We start from the raw sequence: 21,599 nt of genomic DNA on the forward strand, positions 1-21,599 counted from the left end.
CGCTCAGCCCGCGCAGGCCTGGTCGGCGGCGGTGACCGTGTCGATGTGGACGGCGAGTTCGCCGACCGTCATGGCCAGGATCTGGTCGATGTCCTTCTCCGCGAGGAGACCGAGGAGGTCCACCGCGCTGCCGTAGCGCTGTTGCAGCAGCTCGGCGAGGGCGACGAACTCGATGCTCTCCAGCGCCAGATCGTCGTTGAAGGTGGTCGCGGGGGTGACCTCGCCCACGATGAGCAGTTCGTCGCCGACGACGCTCACCAGCATGTCGGTGATCTCGGCCAGGATCGTCCCGGTGCGCTCGGGGAGCGGGTCAGCTGCCATGGGTGGCCTCCGTGGAAGTGGGGGTGTCGGTGTCCGTACGGGGCACGGGCGGCGGCCCGGTCCAGGCGACGACGTGGTGCGCGGACAGGTCGTGGACGGAGTCGAGGTGGACGAGGTGGCGTAGGCCGTCCGGGGAGTCCACCCGCAGCGCGCCGCCCGGTGCGGACGTCACGGCCCAGTCCAGGGGCCGGCCGCCGAGGCCGCTGCCCGCCGCCTTCGCCGCGGCCTCCTTGGCGCACCACAGGGCGGTGAGCCAGTAGGCGCGGCCCGTTCCACGAGTCGCTCCGCGGGCCTGGAGGCCGTCCGCCAGACGGCGTTCGGCCGGGGTAAGGACGATCTGTTCGAGGGCTCGCGGATCGTCGGTGACCGGCTCGATGGCGATGCCGACGGGACCCGCCCGGTGGGCGAGGGCCACGGCGACGTGGTCCTTGTGGGCGAGGGAGAGGTGGAGGCCGGCGGCGAGCGGGCCCTCGGGCCTGGTGCGGCCGTACGGGTCGGTGCCGACCGGGACCTCGGCGGGGAAGACGGGGCCCGCTCCCGACTCCCACAACAGTTCCCGGACCGCGTCCTTGGCGGCGATCCGGCCCAGCAGCCAGCCCGTGCGGGCGCGCGGCGCGCACCGTTCGTAGCGTGCGCGTTCGGCGGCGCCCAGATAGCGGCGCATCACCAGCTCCTGCGAGGCCGGGTCCGTCCAACGGCGCCGGGCCAGGCACCAGCCGCCCGGCCGGGGTTCGCCGATGCCGCACACCTCCGGAGTGAACTTCATCGGCCACACCCGTTCATCGGCACCGAACCGGCGGTACGTCCAGTTCTCCAGCCGCGCCCACACCGCGCCGTCGGCGCCGCGCAGTTCCACATCGCCGCGTACCGAGCCGGGCCCCACCTCATGGATCCGGGCGGTGGCCGTCAGCAGCGCGCCCTCGGGGGGCGGCGGCCCGTAGAGCCGTACCCGGTCCAGGGTCGCGGGGAAGACCAGCCGGTCACCGGTGAGTTTCAGCTGCATCCAGTGACCGAGGAGCTGGCCCGCGGCGTCCAGGAGGGCGCCGGGGGCCGGCAGCGCGCGCAGCGTTCCGCGGATGCCGTCCGCGGCGAGCGCGGTGACCTCGTGGACCCCGGCGAAGGCCGGGCCGTGGAACATCCACCGGTCCCGGTAAAGGGCCTCGGCGCTGACGGGCACCGGCCCGCAGGACGTCAGGGCCGGGGCGCCGAGGAGCGGTGGAGGCGGGTGGTGTGCCGCGAGATGGACGGTGACGGTGGCGTGGCCGCCGAGGTTCACCCGTACCCGGCCGCCGTCGGCGGGGGTCGCGGTGACGGTGAGGTCGACGGGCGGGGCGACGGGCAGCCAGCGCAGGGCCCGCACGTCGGAGTAGCCGGTGACGGTGAGCCCGGAGCGCACCTCGTGGGCCGCCTCGGCGGCCAGTTCCAGCAGTGTGGTCATGGGGACGACGGGGAAGCGGTCGGCCGGCTCCGGCCAGTCGTCGGGCTGGAGGTAGACACAGTGGTCGCGGACGTAGGGGAGGGTGCCGAGGGAGAGGTGACGGGTGGTGCGGTGGGGGCTGGGGGGCGGGGTTGGGGTCGGGCCAGGGGGCGGGGTCAGGTTCGGGGTCGGGGCCCGGCCGGCGTTGCGGCCGGCGACGGGTGTCGGGGCGGGCCGGACGGCCGCGGTGGCCGCGGTGGCCGCGGTGGCCGCGGTGGCCGCGGCGGCGACCGTACGGGTGGCGGCCCGGGTTTCGGCGAGGACGGCGTCCAGGGCCTGCCGTACGGGGTCCGCGACGGACGGCCGGGGGTGCGGCAGCGCTCCCCCACCCCCGCCTTCTCCTGCATCCGGTGGCACTGCCCCACCACCGCCTCCGGCTGCGCCGGGCAGCGCTCCCCCGCCCCCTCCCCCTCCTCCCCCTTCGGGGGAGGAGGCGGGGGGTGGGTTCGGGGGTGGGGGAGGGCCGGCGGACGCGAAAAGCAGTCCCCCCTGAGCCGCCACCCCGTCCAAGAGGACCAGCGGCGAACCGAGATCGAGGCGGACCGATGCGCCGGCTCCGGCCGGGGCCGTGGCTCCCGCCGGGGCCGTGGCTCCCACCCGGCCCGTGGCGGGGTCCGGACTCGTGACTCCCTCCGGTTCCCCAGCGCGGTCCGGGGCCGTGGCGCGGCCCACGGCCAGGGCGCCCTCCGAAGCCAGGGCACGGTCCACGGCGACGACGCGCCCCGCCCCCGGAGCACCACCGGCCGAAGGAGCCAACCGCTCCCACCGCGGAGCCATCCCCTCGGCCCACAACGCGGCCGCGGTCCGCACCAGTTGCTCCCCTCCCCCGCCGCGGGTGCCGGCCGCCGCCACGGTGAGATGGTCCTCCCCGTGGAGGGTGTCGCCGATGAAGCCGGTAAGACTGCCGGCACCGGCCTGGACGAAGGCGCGTACGCCCGTGTCGTACAGCCGCCTGGTCAGGTGCTGGAAGCGGACCGGCTCCAGAAGGTGCCGCAGCACCAGCGCACGGACCTTTGACGGGTCGTCGGGGAAGGGCGCGACGGTCGTCGCCGACCAGACGGGCACCTGCGGGTCCCGCAGCGGCAAGGCCTCGAAGGCCGCGCCGACCTGGTCGAGGTAGGGCGCCCACATCGGCGTGTGGAAGCCGGAGCGGAAGGGCATCTCCTGGGCGCGTACGCCCTGTGCGGCGAGTCTGCGGACGGCCTCGGCAAGCGGTCCCGGGGCTCCGCAGATCACCGACTGGTGCGGGCAGTTGTCGTGGCTGACCGCCACCCTTTCCAGGCCTTCCAGCGCCGCGGCCGCCTGTGCGGCACCGCAGCCCAGGGCCGCGTAGACCAGGTCGGGCACCGCGAGGGAGCCGGGCCGCAGCGAGCCGAGGAAGGTGTCCACGGCCTGCGGCGGGTACATTCCGGCGACCACCATGGCCGTCCACTCCCCGAGGCTGTGGCCGGTCAGCAGATCGGGGGTGATGCCCAGTCGGTCCAGGGCGCGGGCGAGCAGCCGGCCGACGGCGAGGGAGTCGACGGCCCGCTCGACCAGACCGCTGCCCCCGGAGACCGCGGGGCGCGGCAGCGCCATCCGGTCGGCGAGGTCGTCCACGCGCGGCGGCGGCTCCGCCTCCAGCCCCGGAAAGACGAACGCGAGCCGCGCTCCCGCCTCCCGCGCGTACGGCCCGAAGAACGGGCTCGGCGTGAACCACACCTCACCACGCCCCCGCCAGGGCAGTCCCCGGGCGAGGATCTTGGCGGCCAGGGCGCGGCGCTGCGGGGTGGGACCGAGAAGAGCGAGACGGCACGGGCCGTCGCCCAGGGGAACGCCGGTGCCCGCGCCCCCCGCCTTCGCGCCCACCCCCTCTCCCGGATTCCGTAATTTCTCCGCCAGTTCGGCGGGAGAGTGCGCGGCGAGCAGTACCGCGCGCTCCGGCTCCGCCGTCCGCAGCGGGGAGGTGCGGGGCGTGGGCGGCGCGGCGGCGGGCCGGCATCCCGGGGCTTCCTCCAGGATGACGTGGGCGTTGATCCCGCCGAAGCCGAAGGCATTGACTCCGGCCCGTAAGGGTGCCCGTCCGGCGTCCCAGGGTTCGGCCTCGGTGACCGGACGCATCCGGGTCCGCGCCAGGCCCTCGTGCGGCTCGTCCAGATGCAGGGTCGGCGGCAGGGTGCGGTCGTGCACGGCGAGGGCGGCCTTGATCAGTCCGGCGATCCCGGCGGCCTGCATGGTGTGGCCGAGCATCGACTTCACCGAGCCCAGACCGATCGGCGCCCGGCCCGCGCCGGAAGGCCCGAACACCCGGGCCAGGGTGTCCAGTTCGGCGGCGTCACCGACCGGCGTTCCGGTGCCGTGCGCCTCCAGCAGGCCGAGCGCGGCAGGGTGTTCCGGATCGAGGCCGGCGCTGCCCCAGGCCTGTTGCAACGCCCTGGTCTGCCCCTCCGTCCGGGGGTTCATCAGGCTCGACGCGCGCCCGTCCCCCGCCACCCCCGCCCCGCGGATGACCGCGTAGACCCGGTCCCCGTCGCGTTCGGCGTCGGCCAGGCGTTTGAGGAGGACGACGCCGGTGCCTTCGGACAGCAGCGTGCCGTCGGCCCGGCGGTCGAAGGGACGGATGCACTGGGTGGGGCTCAGGGCGCGCAGCTGGGTGAAGACGCTCCACAGGGTGGCGATATGGCAGTGGTGCACGGCTCCGGCGACCACGCTGTCGCAGCGCCCGGCGGCCAGCAGGTCGACGGCCTGGGCCACGGCGAGCAGCGAGGAGGCACAGGCCGCGTCGAGGGTGTAGGCGGGCCCGCGGAAGTCCAGCCGGTTGGCGGTCCGGGCGGCGGTGAAGCTGGGCACCAGGCCGATGGACGCCTCCGGCGACTCGGGGCCCAGGCTCTCCTGGAAGGCGTCGCGCACCGCGGCGATCTTCGACTCCCCCAGTTCCGGGGCGAGTTGGCGCAGGGTGGCGGCGAGCTGGTGGGCGGTACGGACCCGCTGGTCGAGCCGGGCGGTGGCCACGCCCATGAAGCCGCCGCGGCCGAGTATGACCCCGATACGGGAGCGGTCGGCGGGCAGCCGCTCCTGGCCGCCCGCGTCGGCGATGGCGTCGGCGATGACGCGCAGGGCGAGCAGTTGGTCGGGTTCGGCTCCCGGGACGGTGGCGGGCATGATGCCGAAGCGGGTGGGGTCGAAGGCGGCGAGTTCGTCCAGGAAGCCGCCCCGCCGGCAGTAGAAGCGGTCGCTGCGGGCGGGGCCCTCGGCGGCGTGCGGATCGTAGTAGACCTCGGGGTCCCAGCGGCCGGGCGGCACCTGTGTGATGCAGTCCCGGCCGGCCAGCAGGTTGCGCCGGTACGCGGCGAGGTCACCGGCACCGGGGAAGAGCGCCCCCATGCCGACGATCGCGGCGTCCGTGGGGCGGGGGCCGGTCCGCCGGGCGCCGGTGTCACTCATCGCCCACCGCCTCGCCGCCGGCCTCCGCCGCGAGGACGACCTGGGGCGAGGTGCCGTGGGCCAGTTCGGCCAGCAGGGCGTCGGCCGCGGCCGCGGGGTCCAGGAGCGGGATGCCCCGGCGGGCGTAGGCGCGCTCCAGCTCCGGGGTGACCATGCCGCCGCCGTCGGCCGCCCAGGGTCCCCAGTCGACGGCGAGGACGCGCCCGGCCGTACGGGCCGACCAGGCCCTGGCGAGGGTGTCCAGGGCGTCGTTGGCGGCGGCGTAGTCGGCCTGGCCGCGGTTGCCGAAGACCCCGGCGACGCTGCCGAAGAGGACCAGGAAGCCGGTGTCGTCGCCGGCGGCCTCCAGGAGGTGGCGGGCGCCGTCGACCTTGGTGGCGAAGACCCGGTCGAAGGAGGCCGGGTCCTTGTCCCGCAGCAGCTTGTCGTCCAGGGTGCCCGCGCCGTGCACGATCCCGTCGAGGCGGCCGTGCCGGTCCCGGATGTCGTCCACCACGGCGCGTACGGCGGCGGCGTCGGTGACATCGGCCGCGTGGTAGCGCACGGAAGCGGCGTGCGGTGCCAAGGCGGCGAGGGTGCCGGTGATTTCGCGGCGGGCCAGGATGCGGGTGGCCGCCGCCTCGATCTGGGCGGGTCTGCGCAGCCCTTGGGCGAGGAGGGCGGCGCGCAGCGCGATGCGGTCGTGGGCGTGCGCGAGCGCCGGGTCCTCGGGGGTCTCGTCCAGGGGGGTGCGCCCGAGGAGTTCGAGGTGGCAGCCGTGGGCGCGGGCCAGGGCGTGCGCCGTACGGGCGGTGATGCCGCGCGCGCCGCCGGTCAGCAGCACCACGGAGCCCGCGTCGAGCAGCGGCCGGCCGGTGGCGGGCCGGTCGTGCGGCAGGGGCGTGCGGACGGTGCGCAGGGTGGTGCGGGTGCCGTGGGTGCGGCCGACGACGACCGGTTCGCCGGGGGCGCAGAGTTCGGCGAGGAGGTGGGCCGCGATGCGTTCGGGGCGGTCCTTCGGGTCGATGTCCACGGCGCGGATCAGGACGCCGGGGTATTCGAGGGCGGCCGTACGGGCAAAGCCGCGCAGTCCGGCGCCGGGCAGCGGGTCGGGGGCGTCCCCGGCGTCGTCCTGGCCGAAGGTGCCGCCGGCCGCGGTGGCCAGCAGCAGCCACCGGGCGCCGCCGGTCAGGGCGGTGCGCAGCCCCGCGTACTGTCCGGGCAGGACCGCGCCGCGGCCCGCCCGCAGGGCGCTGAGGTCCACCAGTCCGCCCACCCCGTCGGCGGTGGCCTCGGCCAGCCGCTCGGCGGGCACGGTACGGACCGATGCGCCATGGCTCTCCAGCAGGGCGGCGAGGGCGAGCGCCACGCCCTGGCCGTCCTCCACCACGGTGAAGTCGCTGCCCGCCACCACCTCGGCGGCCGGCCGGCTCGCCGGCGGGCCGAGGGGCGCTACCTGCACCAGGTAGCGAGTGGGGCGTTGGGGCACGGGGGCGCTCGCGGCTCCGGCTTCGGCCGCGGCCCCGGCGGGCGGCTTCGGGACGGTGGGCGGGTGCGCGAGGCCGGGCGGCATGGACTCGGAGAGCCGGGATGGCTGGGATGACTGGGATAGCTGGGATGGCTGGGATGGCCGGGGCTGCCGGGGTGGTCCGGATAAGGAGTCAGCCGGCTCGGACAGGGCAGGGGCCGGTGCGGAACCGACCCCGGCAAGGGCCACTGCGGGGCCGGCTCCCGCGAGGGTCGCCACGGGCTCGGGTGACGCGGCCGTCTCCGGCACGTCCTCGTGGTGGGCGGCGGCGATCCAGTCGACGATGCCGCTGATGGTCTTGACCCGGGAAAGCTGCTCCACCGCCGATTCCATCGCTCCGTCGGCGTCCTGCGGCAGTCCGATCCGGTCGGCCAGCGCACCGATGATCTCCACGCGCTTGATGGAGTCCACCGACAGGTCGGCCTCCAGGTCGAGCCCCGCGTCGAGCATGTCGTGCGGGTAGCCGGTCCGGGTGTGAATGATCTCCCGTACGGCATCCAGGAGTTCCGCGGGGCTCAGACGCCGCGCCGCGGTGCCGGGCGCCTGCCCCGCGGCGCCGTCGGCGGCCCCGGGACCGGCGTCGGCCCCGGCACCGGCACCGGCATCGGCCGCGTCCCCGGTGCCGGTCCGGATGGGCGCGGCACACGACGCGGCAGCCCGCTCAGTGGCCTCTCCCGTCTTTCCCGCCTCTCCTCCCGTCCCCAAATACCGCAGCACAACATCCCGTTGAGCCGCGATGAGCTCGCGCGACGCCCGCAGATACTCCAGCACCGCATCCTGCCGAGCACCGTCACCGGAGGCCGTGGAGCTCCCGAAGGCCGTGGCGCTCCCGACGGCCGTGGCGCTCCCGGATGCCGTGGAGCCCACAGACGCGGTCGAGCCCCCGGAGAAGGCCGAGCCCCCGGACGCCGGGGTGCCCCCGGACGTCCTCCCCTCCCCGGCCCCCCACCCCGTTTCCACGCGGCGCGCGGGGCGCAGTCCGCCCGGCAGGCAGTCACCGTCGGCGGTGCGCACCAGATGCCCGTCGACCAGCCATCCCGGGCGGCGCGGCGCCACCGCGGGCAGCCTCTCCGTACGCCCGTGGAACAGGGCCTCCGGGGCGATCGGCACCCCGGCCGCCGCGAGCCGAGCCAGTACGTGCGGCAGCCGGGCCAGCCCCGGCTCGCCCGGGACGTCCAGCGCCACGGCCGTGTGCGGCCGGCCGTCCAGGATGCGCCCGACGAGACCGGTGAGCACCCGGCCGGGCCCGGCCTCCACGAAGGTGCGCACCCCGGCCGCGTACATGTCCTCGATCTGCTCCACGAAGCGCACGGGCGCGGCGACCTGGTCCGCAAGGGTGGCACGGACCGCGGACGCCTCCCGGTCGTACGGCCGCGCGGTGGCGCCGGACCACACCGGGAAGGTGGGCACGGCCACCTGCGACGCGGACAGTTCGGCGGCGAACGTGTCGCGCGCCGGGGCGAGTTGCGGGCTGTGGAAGGCGCAGGCCACCGGCAGACGACGCGCGTCCAGGCCGGCCGCGCACAGCGCCGCCACCGCCGATTCCACGGCATCCGTGGGCCCGGAAATCACGCTCTGCTCCGGCGCGTTGTGATTGGCGACGACGACCCCGGCCGCGTGGATCAGCTCCCTGACGCGCTCCGGGGCGGCCACCACGGCGGCCATCGCCCCGGGGTCGTTTCCGGCGGCCCCGAGGATGGCCTCGCCGCGGCGGGCGCTGAGGCGCAGCAGGGTCGCGGTGTCGTAGGCGCCCGCGGCCCACAGCGCGGTCAGCTCACCGTACGAGTGGCCCGCCGCGCAGTCGGGGCGCACGCCGAGCGTGGTGAGCAGCCGGTGCGCGGCGGCGGAGGCGAGACCGAGCGCCGGCTGGGCGACGCGGGTGTCGGTGAGGGCGGCCTGCTGGGCGGCCCGGCGCTCGGCGGTGAACGCGGTGGGCGGGAACATGGCCGCGGCCCACTCCGGATCGGCGTCCTCCAGAAGGCCGCGCAGGGCGGGGAAGGCGAGGAACAACTCCGCCATCATTCCCGGGCGTTGACTCCCCTGCCCGGGGAAGAGGAAGGAGACCAGCCCGGGGTCGGCGTCCCTGCGGCGCGGATACACGCCCTCGACGGCATCGAACCGGCGGGCGGCCGCCAGCTTGACGGCGAGGTCGTCGAGGTCGTCGGCCACCACACAGAGCTGGACCGGCCCCTGCGCCGCCGCGGTCTCGGCGGCCAGGTCGCGCAGCGGCCACGGCCGTCCGGCGGCGTCGTTGTCGGCCAGCCGTGCGGCCAGACGCTCCATGGCCCGTACGGCGGCGGGGCGGTCGGCCCCCCGGAAGCAGAAGAGTTCGGCGGGCCAGTGGACCAGGGCGTGGTCGGGCTCGGGCGCACCGTCGTAACCGGCCAGCACGGCGTGGTAGTTGGTGCCGCCGAAGCCGAAGGCGCTCACCCCGGCGAAGCGCCGCCCCACGGGGACCGGCCAGGGCCGGGCGCCCCCGGTGTCGAAGCGGAACGGTCCGGTGTCCGCGGCCGGCCGGGTCAGATGCAGGGTCGGGGGCCGTACGCCGGTGTGCACGGCGCGGGCGGCCTTGATGAGTCCGGCCAGGCCGGCCGCGCATTTGGTGTGCCCGATCTGCGATTTGACCGAGCCCAGCGTGCAGCTGCCCGGGGTGGCGCCCGCTGCCTCGAACACCTCGGTGAGGACGCCGAGTTCGGCGGTGTCGCCGACGACGGTTCCGGTGCCGTGGGCTTCGAGGAGTCCGACCTGCGCGGGGCTGATCCCGGCGCGCCGGTAGGCGCGTTCGAGGGCCCGCCGCTGGCCCTCGGGCCGGGGTGCGGTCAGTCCGAGGGACCGCCCGTCACTGGAAGTGCCGACGGCCTTGACGACCGCGTAGATCCGGTCGCCGTCGCGTTCCGCGTCGGCGAGCCGCTTGAGGACCAGGACACCGATGCCCTCGCCGAGTGCGATGCCGTCGGCCGCCGCGTCGAAGGGGCGGCAGCGGCCGGTGGGCGACAGGGCGCGTACGGAGGCGAACATCAGGTAGTCGTTGATGCCGTTGTGCACATCGGCGCCGCCGCACAGCGCCATATCGCTGTCGTGGTCGCGCAGTTGGCGGCAGGCCAGGTCGAGGGCGGCGAGCGAGGAGGCGCAGGCGGCGTCCACGGTGCAGTTGGCGCCGCCGAGGTCGAGCCGGCTGGCGATGCGTCCGGCGATGACGTTGGCGAGGACGCCGGGGAAGGAGTCCTCGGTCAGGCGGGGCAGTTCGGCGTCGAGTGCGGGCGGCAGGTCGCCGAGGTAGGCCGGGTGGAGTGCGCGCAGGCCGTAGGCGCCGGCAAGTTCGGTGCCCGCCTCGGCGCCGAAGACGACGCTGGTGCGGGCGCGGTCGAAGTCGCGCTCGGCGTATCCGGCGTCCGCCAGGGCCTCGGCGGCCGCCTCCAGTGCGAGCAGCTGTACCGGTTCGATGGCAGCGAGGGAGGCCGGCGGGATGCCGTGGGCGAGGGCGTCGAAGGGGACGGCGGGCAGGAAGCCGCCCCAGCGCGACGGGGTGCGTTCGCCCGCCCGCGCGGGGTCCGGGTCGTGGTACGTACCGGTGTCCCAGCGCTCGGCGGGCACCTCGGTGACGGAGTCGACGCCGGAGACGATGTTGGACCAGAAGCGGGCGGAGTCGGGGGCCCCTGGGTAGACGCACGCCATGCCGACGAGGGCGATGTCCAGCGGCTCCGCCTCCCCTCCCCGGTGGCCGTCCTGTGGCCCGCCGGACGCCCCGAACTGCTCCGCACGGGCCGTGAGCTGCGCGGTGGCCCCCTCGGTCACGGCGGTGTGCAGCGCGGCGACGGTGGTGGTGGCGTCGCGGGCGGTGGCGGCCTGGCCCAGCATGTACAGGCCCTCCCGGCGCTGTTCCCGCTCCCCCACCGGCGCGAGCGGCCCGCCGGCCGTATGGCGCAGGCCCTTGCTCGCCAGGCGCAGCCGTCCGAGGTTGCGCCGCTCCAGCTCCTCCCACCGGGCGCGCGGGTCCGTGCCCTGGGCGGCGAGGCACCGTTCGGCGGCCGTGAACTCCTCGGTGTAGGCAGTCTCGGCGCAGCGTGTGGCATGGCCCGGAGCGGTCCGCAGCAGGACGGTCCGGTCACAGGCCAGGGCGGTGTCCTGGAAGCCGGGCAGGACGGCGCCGGTGCTCACGGCCTCCTGGGTGAAGAGGTAGGCGGTGCCCATCAGGACGCCGACGCGGGCGCCGAGTCCGGCGAGCGGGGCCGCGGCGGCGGCCGCCATGGCGGCGGTGCGGGCGTCGTGGATACCGCCCGCGAAGAGCAGGTCCAGGTCCCCGGCCGGCCCGCCGTGCGTCCGGGCGTGGGCGGTCAGCCGCTCGATCTGCTCCTCCCACAGCGGGAAGCTGGCCCGGGGGCCGATGTGACCGCCGCACTCCTGCCCCTCGAAGACGAATCTCCGGGCGCCTTCGGCGAGGTAGCGCTCCAGCAGGCCGGGGGCCGGGACATGGAGGTAGGTCCGGGTCCCGGCCGCTTCGAGCGGCGCGGCCTGGGCGGGCCGGCCGCCGGCGATGAGCGCGTACTCAGGGGCGAACTCGGCCACGGCGGCGAGCTGTTCGCGCCGGAGTTCGGGCGGGGCGAAGCCCAGCAGGCCGACGCCCCAGGGCCGCTCGCCCAGCCGCCCGGTGGTCTCGGCGAGCAGCCGGCGTACCTGCTCCCCGTCCATGACGGCGAGGGCGAGAAAGGGCAGCCCGCCCTCGGCGGCGACCGCGGCGGCGAAGGCGGACACATCGCTGACCCGGGTCATCGGCCCCTGGGCCACGGGGAGATGGCGGGCCCCGGGGCGCGGCGCGAGCGGCCGGGTGCGTGCCGCCGCGGCAAGGTGCTCGGCGAGGGCGGTCCGTACCGCCTGGACGACGCCGCCGGTGGTGCGGTGCCGCGCGGCGAGCCGGGCGGCGAACGCCCCGTCCTGGCCGACGGGGAGCAGCTGGGTCCGCAGGTCCCGGGCGCCGAGAAGGGCGGCAGTGCGGGTGGCGGGGCCGGTCCGTGCCCCGGTGCTCCCGGCGTCGTCCCCTCCGGCGTCCCTGGCCGCCGCGGGGGCGGCGAGGTCCGGGCGGGTGAGGACCCGGTGGCCCGCGACGAGCGTGGTCTCGCTGCCGTCCATGGCCCGGATGGCGTCGGCGACCGCGCGGGGCAGCCGGGCCGCTCCCTCGGTGGTGAGCGCGAGCTGGGAGTCGAGCAGCACCCCGGCCGCTCCGCCGGCGACGGCCGCGGCGGCGGTGTGCGGGCCGATTCCTCCGGCGGCGAGCACGGGGACCCTCACGGACGGCTCGGCCAGTACGCGGGAGAGCAGGACGCAGGTGGTGAGTTCGCCGACCCGGCCGCCCGACTCGTGCCCCCGGGCGACGAGCGCGGTGACGCCGGCGGCACACGCCGCCACGGCCTCCTCGGGGGTGGTGATCTCGGCCCATACGCGGCGCCGCCCGCCACCGGCCCAGTCGTCAGGGCCGGGGACCGCGCGGCCCGAAGGCGGTACCGCACCGTCCGGACCGGGATCCGCACCGTCCGGGACCGGGGCCGTGTCCGGACCGACGCCGTACACCTGCGGATCGGCGCCGTACACCTGCGGATCGGCGCCGTACGCCCGCGGATCGGCGAGCAGCACGGTGTCGGTCGCCTCGGGCAGCTCGGCGGGCGTGAGCGGACACCCCACCGGTACCCGCACGCCGTGGCGTAATCGCCCGAGCCGGGCCAGCGCTTCGCGCGCGGCACCGGCGTCCCTGCCGAGGTCCAGCAGGCCGAGCGCGCCGGCGCGTTCGGCCGCCACGACGATCCGTTCGCCCGGTTCTCCGAAGGGCGAGAGCGCAACGACGAGATCGCGGCCGGAGTGGGGGGTGCCGGAGAGTGGGGGCCAGGGGGCCACGGGCGCTCCTTCTGCTGGGGGCGGACACGCATACCACTGCCACCTGCGGTAACCAGCGGTCAGACCCCGAGGACGGGCCCTGATCCGCTGATGCCGCGTTGCATGGTGGAGCCACCCCCATGCACTGTCAACGCACGTGCATCAGGCGGTAGTTGATTCCGCCAAGGTCACAAAGGTGCCGTGTCACCTCCGCCACCACCCGGCCACCTGGGCGAACACACGCTCGAAGACCGGTTTTCGGGATCTCACCTGGCCTGAAATACACCAGGGTCGGCGCAGTGCACCAACGGCTCGCCACGCGGACAGCGGCCGGCCTCCGCGGCGGCGATCCGTGCGGCCTTGTGCGCGACCTCCTGGCTGCCGCCCTGGTATCCGTCGTCCTCGCGCCCTTGCGGCCGGCCGGAGATGGCGAAACGGCCCGGGACGCGACGGCGTCGCGTCCCGGGCCGGGGCATGCACGGAGGGACGAAGAGCTGCCGGCAGGTCAGCTGTTGAGGCTGGTGTGGTTCCACCAGCCCTGGCGGCCGGCGGTGAAGTCGACGGCCGGGCCGGTTGCGTCGATCTTGCCCTGGTACTGCTGGCCCTTCTTCAGCGGGCTTTCGATCAGCTTGTCGTGGGCGTCCTGGATCGAGTCGATGACCAGGGTCGGGACCTTCTTGAGCGTCGCCGGGTCGATGGGCTTCGCCGTGCTGATGGTGAGGGCTTCGTCCCAGTTCGGGCGGTCCGCGAGCTGGTGGGCGAGGTGGATCTCGTCGCCTTCGCCGAAGATCAGGTAGGTCAGGTACTCGGGGTAGGGCAGCTGTCCGAGCTCGCGGAAGGAGAGGACGTCCTCCCGCTTGCACTCCACCGGGGTCTCGGTGGTCGTCATCTGCTGGAAGTCGCGGCTGCCGTCCGGCTTCACGACGACCCGCTCCAGGTGGACGCGGAACTCCTTGCCCTGCTGCAGCTCCGGAAGCTCGAAGTGGTGCGGACAACGCAGCGAGTAGAAGACCCGCTCGTTCTCGTGCTGCGCCAGATCCTTCAGGTACATCTCCCGCAGCTCACCGTTGTCCTTGATGGTGAAGGTGAAGACCGCCTGGTAGTTGTGGCCGGACTGGGGGTTGTAGAGCGCCAGGTGGTAGAAGAACAGCTTCTTCTTGCCCAGCAGCAGGAAGCGGTGGATGTGCTCGTGTCCGGCGTGGTCGGGTCCGGGTGTGGTGTTCATGCTGAGGTGTCGCCTTTCGTCGGGTGGGGGTCCTGTCGGGTGTGCCGCTGGCGCCGGGCCCAGAAGGGGCGGTCGGCCCAGCGGGTTTCCTGTGCGTGCACGGCCCGGTGGCCGTGCTGGTAGGCGGCGCGGGCCGTGGCGACCTTGGCCGCGTAGTCGGACAGCGCCGTCGGGTCGCCGTGCAGCCGGGCGTGGACCGCCTGGCCCGCGCTCAGCCCGGTGTAGAGGGCGGTGAGGATGCCCTGGGAGCTGAGCGGGTCGAAGGCGGCCGCCGCGTCTCCGGCGGCCGTCCAGCCGTCACCGTGCACCCGGTCCAGATGTGCGCTGTACGCGGGGGCGCGGCGGGGTGGCTGCAGGACGGTGAGGCCGTGCGGGCGGACCCGGCGGGAGACGTGCCGGGTGGCCAGCAGGCGGTCGTGGAACCGCTCGGCGCCGCGCGCGGCGGCGGCCGGCAGGTCGGGGTCGGTGAAGTAGGCGACCAGCCGGTGCCGGGAGGGCAGCAGGGCGGTGTACCACCAGCCGTCCTGGTCGGACTCGACCAGCGAACGGCCGTCGGTGGTGGTCTGCGGGGCCGGGTCGAGGGTGAGGTGGTAGGCGGTGAGCCGGTCCCCGGTGCGCCGCCGGGCGCCGGAGCGGACGGCGATCGCGGCGCCGCGTCCGGTGGCGTCCACCACCCAGCGGCAGCGGACCGTCCGCTCGCGGCCGCCCGCACGCTCGCGCAGGGCGAGCCGCCAGGTGCCGTCCGGCTGCCGCGAGGGGCACCGTACGCCGGTGTGCTCGGCGACCTCGGCACCCCCCGCGCGGGCGGCATCGCGCAGCCGCCGGTCGAAGAGCGGCCGGTCGAGGTGCCAGCCGTGGCCGTACGGGTCGTCGAGGGAGTCCACGGCGTGCAGTTCGGCCGAGCCCCATGCGGACAGGTTGCCGTGGCAGGGCAGATGGCCGCTGCCGAGGACCGGCTCCGCGATGCCGAGGTCGGCCAGGAGCAGCCGTCCCACGGACACCAGCGCCTCGCCGGCCTTGGGCGGGCCGGTACCGGCGTCGGCCAGCAGGACGCTGCGCCCGGCCCGTACGAGAGCGAGCGCGGCGGCACAGCCGGCCGGGCCACCGCCGGCGACCACCACGTCATAGCCCGGTGCGGGGTTCATCAGGCGCCGTGGAAGGGGTCGAGTTTCTCCAGGTACCCGGCGGCGATCGCGGTCTCGGGCTGCCCCGTCGCCTCCATGACCTCGTCGACCGCCTGCTGCACGAGCATGGCCTCGACGGTCTCGGCCGGGATGTCCCCGGTCCAGGTACCGGCCACGCCGGCCAGTTGCGGCACCCCCGCCTCGGGGACCTGGATGTTGATGAGGTTGGCGTGGTCGGGGGCCGGCGGATAGCCGGGTTCGGACTCCACGTGGATGACCGGGGGGAACTTCCCGTCACCCACGGTGTATTCGCGCGGCTCGACGATGCCGAACTTGAACCAGTCGTCGACCATCTGCCGGCGCTGGGCATTGGACTGGGTGTCCGTCAGTCCGCGCAGCCACACCACCCTCCTCTCGAAGGCCTGCTCCCTGGCGCTGTCGTCGGCGTCGGCCGGCGGGGTGTTGACGGTCGTGAAGTCGGCGTTCTTGAGGACGTGGTTGGGCACCTGGGCGGGCCAGAACGTCGGCAGATAGGGGCTGTAGCGGGGGCCGAGCCCGGATTGCACCTGGTAGCCGGAGCGGCAGCTCGCCGCGTCGCACTGCCAGGGGGCGGCCATCCAACGCGTGAGGTCGCCCGGCCCCTGCGCGTACAGCGGGCCGTTCTTGCCCATGGCGTCCTGGACGGTGAGCATGTCGCCGTAGTCGGGCTCCGGGTTCTCCGGTGTGCGGTGCAGGATGCGGAACGGCTCGGAGTACATGGTCTTGTGCCGCATCGGCCAGGTGACCTCGCAGCCCGGGTGGAAGGCGTCGGCGGCGCAGTTCTCCAGCGCGGCGCGGTCCAGCAGCCGCGGCTGCTGGGCCGGGGGCGCCTCGTCCACGTTCGGGAAGCCCGTGCGGGGCGGGCCGGAGGTGAAGCTGCCGTCGGCCCACAGGGCCAGCACCCGGTCCTGCTCGGCGGAGATCATGAGGTGCTGCCGCACCGAATCGGGTTTGCGGCTGGACATGGCGTCGCCGTAGAGCCACGGCCAGGGCACCGGGGACGTGCCGTCCCGGTCGTAGTCGCGCATCTGGACGTAGATCTGGCGGCGGAGCTCCCGGCTGGCCTCCCCCGGGTCGGCGAGCCGCCGGCGCATGGCCGGGTCGAGGAAGTCGTGCGGGCCGCGCCGGCCGAACTGGGTGGCGAAGCCGTGGTTGACCCACTGGAGCTGGCAGAACCGGCTCAGCAGCGGCTCGATGTGGTCCGGGTAGGAGACCCGCTGCACGACGGGCAGCGTGTGCTCGGCGAGGAACACGTCGTAGAGCACGTCGTACAAGGTGCGGACGGTCTTCACACCGGGTGCGTAGTGCGGCGGGGCCACCACGGCCCAGGCGGGGCTCGCGGTCTTCGTGACGCCCCCGATGGTGACCTCCGCCGTGACCGGTCCGTCGGAGACGTCGTCGTACCAGGTGTCGTTGTTGGCGACGCCGGAGATCTCCTTCTCGGGGGTGGCGTAGGAGGCCGACTTCCCGACACCTCCGACGACCAGCAGGCGGCCGTCGGGCTGGGTGGAGAGCGAGCCCAGCGGGACCTGCCGGTTCATGATCTTCCCGGCGAGGGCGGCGGTCTCGTGCAGGGAGGCGCGGATCGTCTTGTTGCCGGCATCGATGACGAGTTTCTTCCGCTCGGCTCCCTTGACGTCGAAGTTCCGGCGCTGAAGCTGTGCCGGCGGCAGACCGGCGGCCTCTTTGATGTCGAGCGCGAGGTGGAACTGGTACCAGGCGGACTTCTTGTTGGCCAGGTGCACCGACCACTTGATCTCGGTGACGTCCCCCTCGCCCATTTTGAGCTCCCTGACGACCTCGCCGGCCCGGTTGTAGCCGTAGACGCGGAAGCGGGCGGCCTGCCGGATGACCTTGCCCGAGCTGTCCTTGTACGAGCCGGGCGGCAGGGCCGGCTGGTCGGGCGACTCGGGGCCTATGAAGGGCTGGTGGTCACTGTTGCCGACCCGGGCTATGCCTATGGCGGGGTGGATCTTCACCTGTGCGATCTGCGTGTCCATCGAGGAGCCTTTCACTGGGCAGGCGCGGATGCCCCCGAGGACTCATACGTTGGATCGCGGTCGGGCGTGCGGTGACATCGAGGCGTCGCAATGGGTGCACGGATTCACCCTTTCGGGGCGGCCGGCCCGCCGGGCCCCTCCGGACCCGCTCACGGACCGTGACAGCGACCGCGGACCGGCATCATCGGGCGCACCCGGCGGCGTCGGTGGCGGTCATGACCGGGTCTCCTCGCTCCGCTCGTGGGCGGTGGCGTTCTCCAGGGCGTCGAGGACCGCGAGCTGCTTGCGGTCGCGCTCCTGGCTGAGGTCGCGGTACGAGCGGGAGCCGTACGCGTCCTCCACGGCCCTGATGAGCCGTTCGGTCTGTTCGGGGCCGTGCTCGGGGCGGCCGAGGGAGTCCCACATCCGCTGCATCGACGGGCCGATGTGCTCGGCCATGTGCCGGTAGCCGCCGGGGCCGCCGCCCAGGTGGGCGCCGAGGAAGGGGCCCACCGTCGACCAGCGCAGACCCAGCGAGTTCAGCACGATTGCGTCGAGCTCGGCCGGGCCGACCACGCCCTGTTCCACCAGGTGGATCGCCTCACGGCTGAGCGCGTTCTGCAGGCGGTTACCGACGAAGCCCGGGAGTTCCTTGCGCTCCACCACCGGCACCCGGCCGACCGAGTGGTAGAACTCCACCGCCCGGGTGACGGAGTCCTCGCGGGTGCGCCGTCCGGGCACCACCTCCACCAGCGGCACGAGGTGCGGCGGGTTGAACGGATGGCCGATCAGGATGCGCCCGGCGTCGTCGAGGCCGTCGGTGAACGCGGTGGAGGGAATGGCCGAGGACGAGCTCAGCAGGAGTGCGTGCGGCGGGGCTGCACGGACCAGTTGCGCGAAGAGCTCCCGCTTGAAGGCGGTGTTCTCCGGGCCGCTCTCCTGGACCACATCGGCGTGCCGGACGGCCTCGGTGACCTCGCCGGCCAGGTGGATGCGGCCGGCGAGGCCGTCGGCGTCGAGGCCCTGCCGGGCCAGTTGCGGGGCGGCCTCGGCCAGCGCCTCATGGACGGCCTCGGCGAGGTCCGGGCGCGGATCGGTGACCCGCACCTGCAAACCGTGCCCGGCGAACAGGGCGGCCCAGGAGAGCCCGATGGTCCCGGCGCCGATCACGGCCACGGTGGCGGCGGTGGGGTAGGTGGTGCTCATGACGGATGCTTCCTTCGGTGCGCGGGTTCAGCGCGCGAGGTAGTCGTACACCGGCTCGACCGGCGCCAGGGTGAGGTCGGTGAGGAGGTGGCTCGCCGAGACGATCTCGCGGACCGGGAGATCGGCCAGCGGGGCCAGCGCATGCGCCTGCAGCTGCAGCCGGGCGGGGCCGGTCCAGGCGCCCTTGACCGTCACGTCGCTGATCTCGGTACGGACCAACTGGGCCACCTGCGGCGCCCCGTCGTAGCCCGGGACCAGCTTGAGCATGAAGGTGGGCACGGTGATCTGTGCGGCCGCCTCGTCGGGGTCCAGCGCGTGGTGCTGGTAGCCCATGGTGGCGGTCGCCACCCGGACCGTGCCGTAGTCGAGGACGCCGACGAGCGCGCCGTGGTCCACATAAAGGGCGGGCGATCCGATGGTCTTGGGGTAGGCGCTCGCCTCGCGCCCGGACGCCGTGGCCGCGAAGTTGTCGAGTCCGCGGGACGGGTGGTGGCAGGGGGTGTGCTGCGCATGGCCCAGGTCCTCGGGGTGGGGCGGGGGTGCGGCGGGGTGACGTACCGTCAGCGGAGCTTCGCGGCGAGCTCGTCGAAGACCTCGTCGGTGTGCTGGCCGGGCAGCGGGGCGAGCCGCCGGACCGAGCCCGGCGTGGCGGAGTAGCGCACGGGGATGCCGATCGAACGGATCGGGCCCTCGCTGGGGTGCTCGACCAGGTCGAGGAGGTGGCCGTCCCGGACGTAGGGATCGTCGGCGGCGTGGTCCAGTTCCAGCACGGGCGCCATGGGAATGCTGTGCTTGGCGCAGATCTCCTCCCACTCCTCGGTGGTCAGGCCTCCGGCGCAGCGGGCGACCAGTTCCATGAGCGGGTCGACATCGGCGTCCTCGATGGACGGGCCCGCCACCCGGGGGTCCTCGGCGAGGTCGGGGCGGCCGGCGGCGGCGAAGAAGTCACGGTAGTTCTGCGGGGAGTACGGCACGATGCAGGCGAGCCCGTCGGCCGTGGACACGGCCCGGTGGCCGCGCTTCATCGACAGCGGGAAGCCGGTGGAGCCCTCCGCCGGCTCGTAGACGTGGCCGGCCAGATGCTCGACGAGGTTGAAGGCGAGAAGGGTGTCCGTCATGGGGACTTCGATGTGCTGGCCGCGCCCGGTGCGGTCGCGGTGCACCAGCGCGGCGAGCACCGAGTAGGCGATGGTCAGCGCTGCGACCTTGTCGCCGATGATCGTCGGCAGGTAGACGGGCCGGCCCAGCGCGCGGTGGGCCACGTCGACCAGCCCGGAGGACGCCTGCACCGTTTCGTCGTAGGCGGCGTGACCGGCCCGGCCGGAGTCGCCGCGGAAGCCCTGGGCGTGGGCGTAGACCAGGCCGGGGTGGCGCTCGGCGAGGTCGGCGTAGGTCAGGCCGAGCCGAGTCAGGGCGCCGGGGCGCATATTGGTGATCAGCACGTCGGCCGTGCCGATGAGCGCCAGGGCACGCTCGCGGCCGGCCTCGTCCTTGAGGTTCAGGGAGACGCTGCGCTTGTTGCGGTTGACGTTCAGGTTGAGCGGTGTCATCCCGGGCGTCGTCCGGTACCGGCCCGACCGTACGGTGTCCGACGGCGACTCGATCTTGATGACGTCGGCGCCGAGGTCCCCGAGGATCTGGGCGGCGTAAGGGCCCATCACCACCGTGGACAGATCGATCACCCGTACGCCGTCCAGCGGGCCGTTGGCGTGTTCGGTCGTGGCGTCCATTGTCGCTCCCGCGGAAGTAGCTGCACTGCGAATGTTTTCGCTTTCGACGCTAGGCGAGATACCGCAGGATGAGAACGATCAAGAAACGAAGAAGGGTATGACCACAGCGGTCATACCCTTCTCACCGGATTACCGGCGTCCGTCTGTCAGGCGAAAAGCTCCTCGGCGAAGACGCGCCGGGCCGTGGTGACGAGCTCTTCAAGGTCGCCGCCGGGTTCCGCCCGGTCCGTACGGAAGAGCAGGCCGGTGGCGAGTTCGGGCCGGAAGTCCACCACCGGCAGTACCTTCACATTGTCCAGCCGGTAAAGCTGCATCGGGCTCTCCTCAGAAAGCATCGTCATCGAAAACGCGAGGCCACAGGACACCAGTTCCGAGGTCCCCGCATAATCGGAGCTATTGATGCGGATTCTCTTCTTCAGCCCCGCGGAATTCAGCCGGGCATCGATTTCATCGAAATACGCGGGCATGGCCTCGGGCGCGGTGGCCACAAAGGGGAATGGCTTCAGCTCGTCCAGGGTGACCGACTCCCGGCCCTCGAACCGGTCGGCGGGAACCGCCGCCCCGAGCCGTTCCCGCATGACCTCGATGATGCCGAGCGCGGGGTCCGCGACGGGGAGCCGGGCCAGTGCGAGAGCCAGCCGGCCGTCACGGACCGCCTCGGCGAGACCGCTGGAACGGCCGGGCCAGCGCTTGAGCTCGCAGGTCTCCCCGCAGGCCTCCTCCAGCTCCCGGACCCGGGCGCGGAGGCGGGGGTGCACCACGGAGGGCATCCCGATGAGCAGGGTGGTGCGCTGCGGACGGACCGCCTCACGCAGTCGCCAGGGAATGGAGTTGACGCGGTCCAGCACCTCGCGTGCCATCGGCAGCAACGCGGCACCGGCGGGTGTCAGCTCGACGTGATGGGTGGTGCGGTCGAAGAGCGTCTGGTGCAGCTCGCGTTCGAGGTCCTTGATCCGCTGACTCAGCGGGGACGCCGCCATATGCAGCTTGCGTGCCGCCTGGGAGAAATTCAACTCTTCGGCGACCGCCACGAAGTAGCGCAAGTGCAGCATGTCCACCCGCCCACACTACCCGGGGGTACCGGGCCGCGATTTCGCGGACCGCGGCGGCACATCGGGGTGGTCCGGGACGCCCCGGAGCACCCCGGACCAGCCCGACAGCGCTCGTCAGCCGGCGGTGAGACCGAGCAGCGAGGGGTCGTCGGCCAGGTCACGGAAGGCCGCTCGCGGATCCTTGAGAAGCTTGCGCTCCGTGAGGTCGAGCAGCCCGCAGACGGCGCTCACCTCGGCGGCCACCGTGCCGTCCGCCGTGCGGACGGTCTGCTCGATCCGGAAGGTCTTGCCCTCGCCCCAGACGAAGGCGCAGCTCACCTCGACCTCGTCACCGGCCCGCAGCTCGCGCCGATAGCGGATGGTGGTCTCGACGGTCACCGGGCCGACCCGCCGCTCCACCATCGTGCTCTGGCGGATGCCGCTCGCCTGCAGCAGCGACCAGCGGGCGTGCTCGGCGTACTGCAGATAGACGCTCTGGTTGAGATGGCCCTGGGTGTCCGTTTCGTAGCCGCGCACGGTGACCGGGACGGCAAACGGCCCGGCCGCGCCCGCACCGGCGATCTCCGTCTCCGCACCGGCCGTCTCCGTGCCCGCGCCGGATCCCCCGTCCGTACCGGATTCCCTGTCCGGCGCCTGTGCCGCTCCCACCAC

The 21,599-nt window shown here is 74.1% G+C and carries 10 protein-coding genes and 1 pseudogene; all 11 read right to left on the bottom strand.

The window, feature by feature from the left end; translation table 11 throughout:
- Positions 1–3: 3 nt before the first annotated feature.
- A complete protein-coding gene (locus ABZ851_RS30945; protein ID WP_328382547.1) occupies positions 4–321 on the bottom strand; it encodes a phosphopantetheine-binding protein in 318 nt (105 codons plus the stop codon).
- Positions 311–5,221 carry a beta-ketoacyl synthase N-terminal-like domain-containing protein gene (locus tag ABZ851_RS30950; RefSeq protein WP_361134540.1) on the bottom strand — a complete coding sequence of 1,637 codons (4,911 nt, stop codon included), beginning with the start codon at positions 5,219–5,221 and terminating at the stop codon, positions 311–313. The genes ABZ851_RS30945 and ABZ851_RS30950 overlap by 11 nt, the downstream gene beginning before the upstream one ends.
- Positions 5,214–12,614 carry an SDR family NAD(P)-dependent oxidoreductase gene (locus ABZ851_RS30955; RefSeq protein ID WP_361134543.1) on the bottom strand — a complete coding sequence of 2,467 codons (7,401 nt, stop codon included), beginning with the start codon at positions 12,612–12,614 and terminating at the stop codon, positions 5,214–5,216. Before ABZ851_RS30955 ends, ABZ851_RS30950 begins: the two co-directional genes overlap by 8 nt.
- A 484-nt stretch (positions 12,615–13,098) precedes the next feature.
- Positions 13,099–13,818 carry a hypothetical protein gene (locus tag ABZ851_RS30960; protein WP_361134546.1) on the bottom strand — a complete coding sequence of 240 codons (720 nt, stop codon included), beginning with the start codon at positions 13,816–13,818 and terminating at the stop codon, positions 13,099–13,101.
- Positions 13,815–14,963, bottom strand: coding sequence for an FAD-dependent monooxygenase (locus ABZ851_RS30965; protein WP_361134549.1), 1,149 nt, complete (start codon positions 14,961–14,963; stop codon positions 13,815–13,817). Before ABZ851_RS30965 ends, ABZ851_RS30960 begins: the two co-directional genes overlap by 4 nt.
- Positions 14,963–16,981: a LodA/GoxA family CTQ-dependent oxidase gene (locus ABZ851_RS30970; protein ID WP_361134552.1), complete on the bottom strand. Its 2,019-nt coding sequence runs from the start codon at positions 16,979–16,981 to the stop codon at positions 14,963–14,965. Before ABZ851_RS30970 ends, ABZ851_RS30965 begins: the two co-directional genes overlap by 1 nt.
- Before the next feature lie 213 nt (positions 16,982–17,194).
- On the bottom strand, positions 17,195–18,166 hold the full coding sequence (locus ABZ851_RS30975; protein ID WP_361134555.1) for a 3-hydroxyacyl-CoA dehydrogenase NAD-binding domain-containing protein: 972 nt from the start codon (positions 18,164–18,166) through the stop codon (positions 17,195–17,197).
- A gap of 27 nt (positions 18,167–18,193) precedes the next feature.
- A pseudogene (locus tag ABZ851_RS30980) lies at positions 18,194–18,640 on the bottom strand (acetoacetate decarboxylase); the annotation flags it as partial.
- An 86-nt stretch (positions 18,641–18,726) separates the two neighbouring features.
- Complete coding sequence (locus ABZ851_RS30985; RefSeq protein ID WP_361134558.1) at positions 18,727–19,896, bottom strand: CoA transferase; 1,170 nt, start codon at positions 19,894–19,896, stop codon at positions 18,727–18,729.
- Between the two features lie 146 nt (positions 19,897–20,042).
- A complete protein-coding gene (locus ABZ851_RS30990; protein ID WP_361134757.1) occupies positions 20,043–20,948 on the bottom strand; it encodes a LysR family transcriptional regulator in 906 nt (301 codons plus the stop codon).
- Positions 20,949–21,062: 114 nt separating this feature from the next.
- Positions 21,063–21,509, bottom strand: coding sequence for an acyl-CoA thioesterase (locus ABZ851_RS30995; protein WP_361134760.1), 447 nt, complete (start codon positions 21,507–21,509; stop codon positions 21,063–21,065).
- Between the last annotated feature and the right edge of the window lie 90 nt (positions 21,510–21,599).

Source organism: Streptomyces sp. NPDC047049 (assembly GCF_040643995.1).
Lineage (GTDB): Bacteria > Actinomycetota > Actinomycetes > Streptomycetales > Streptomycetaceae > Streptomyces > Streptomyces mooreae.

Bases quoted from the DNA above. Each gene is read 5' to 3' on its own strand.
- ABZ851_RS30945 (WP_328382547.1), bottom strand. From the start codon at position 321: ATGGCAGCTGACCCGCTCCCCGAGCGCACCGGGACGATCCTGGCCGAG.
- ABZ851_RS30950 (WP_361134540.1), bottom strand. From the start codon at position 5,221: ATGAGTGACACCGGCGCCCGGCGGACCGGCCCCCGCCCCACGGACGCC.
- ABZ851_RS30960 (WP_361134546.1), bottom strand. From the start codon at position 13,818: ATGAACACCACACCCGGACCCGACCACGCCGGACACGAGCACATCCAC.
- ABZ851_RS30965 (WP_361134549.1), bottom strand. From the start codon at position 14,963: ATGAACCCCGCACCGGGCTATGACGTGGTGGTCGCCGGCGGTGGCCCG.
- ABZ851_RS30970 (WP_361134552.1), bottom strand. From the start codon at position 16,981: ATGGACACGCAGATCGCACAGGTGAAGATCCACCCCGCCATAGGCATA.
- ABZ851_RS30975 (WP_361134555.1), bottom strand. From the start codon at position 18,166: ATGAGCACCACCTACCCCACCGCCGCCACCGTGGCCGTGATCGGCGCC.
- ABZ851_RS30985 (WP_361134558.1), bottom strand. From the start codon at position 19,896: ATGGACGCCACGACCGAACACGCCAACGGCCCGCTGGACGGCGTACGG.
- ABZ851_RS30990 (WP_361134757.1), bottom strand. From the start codon at position 20,948: ATGCTGCACTTGCGCTACTTCGTGGCGGTCGCCGAAGAGTTGAATTTC.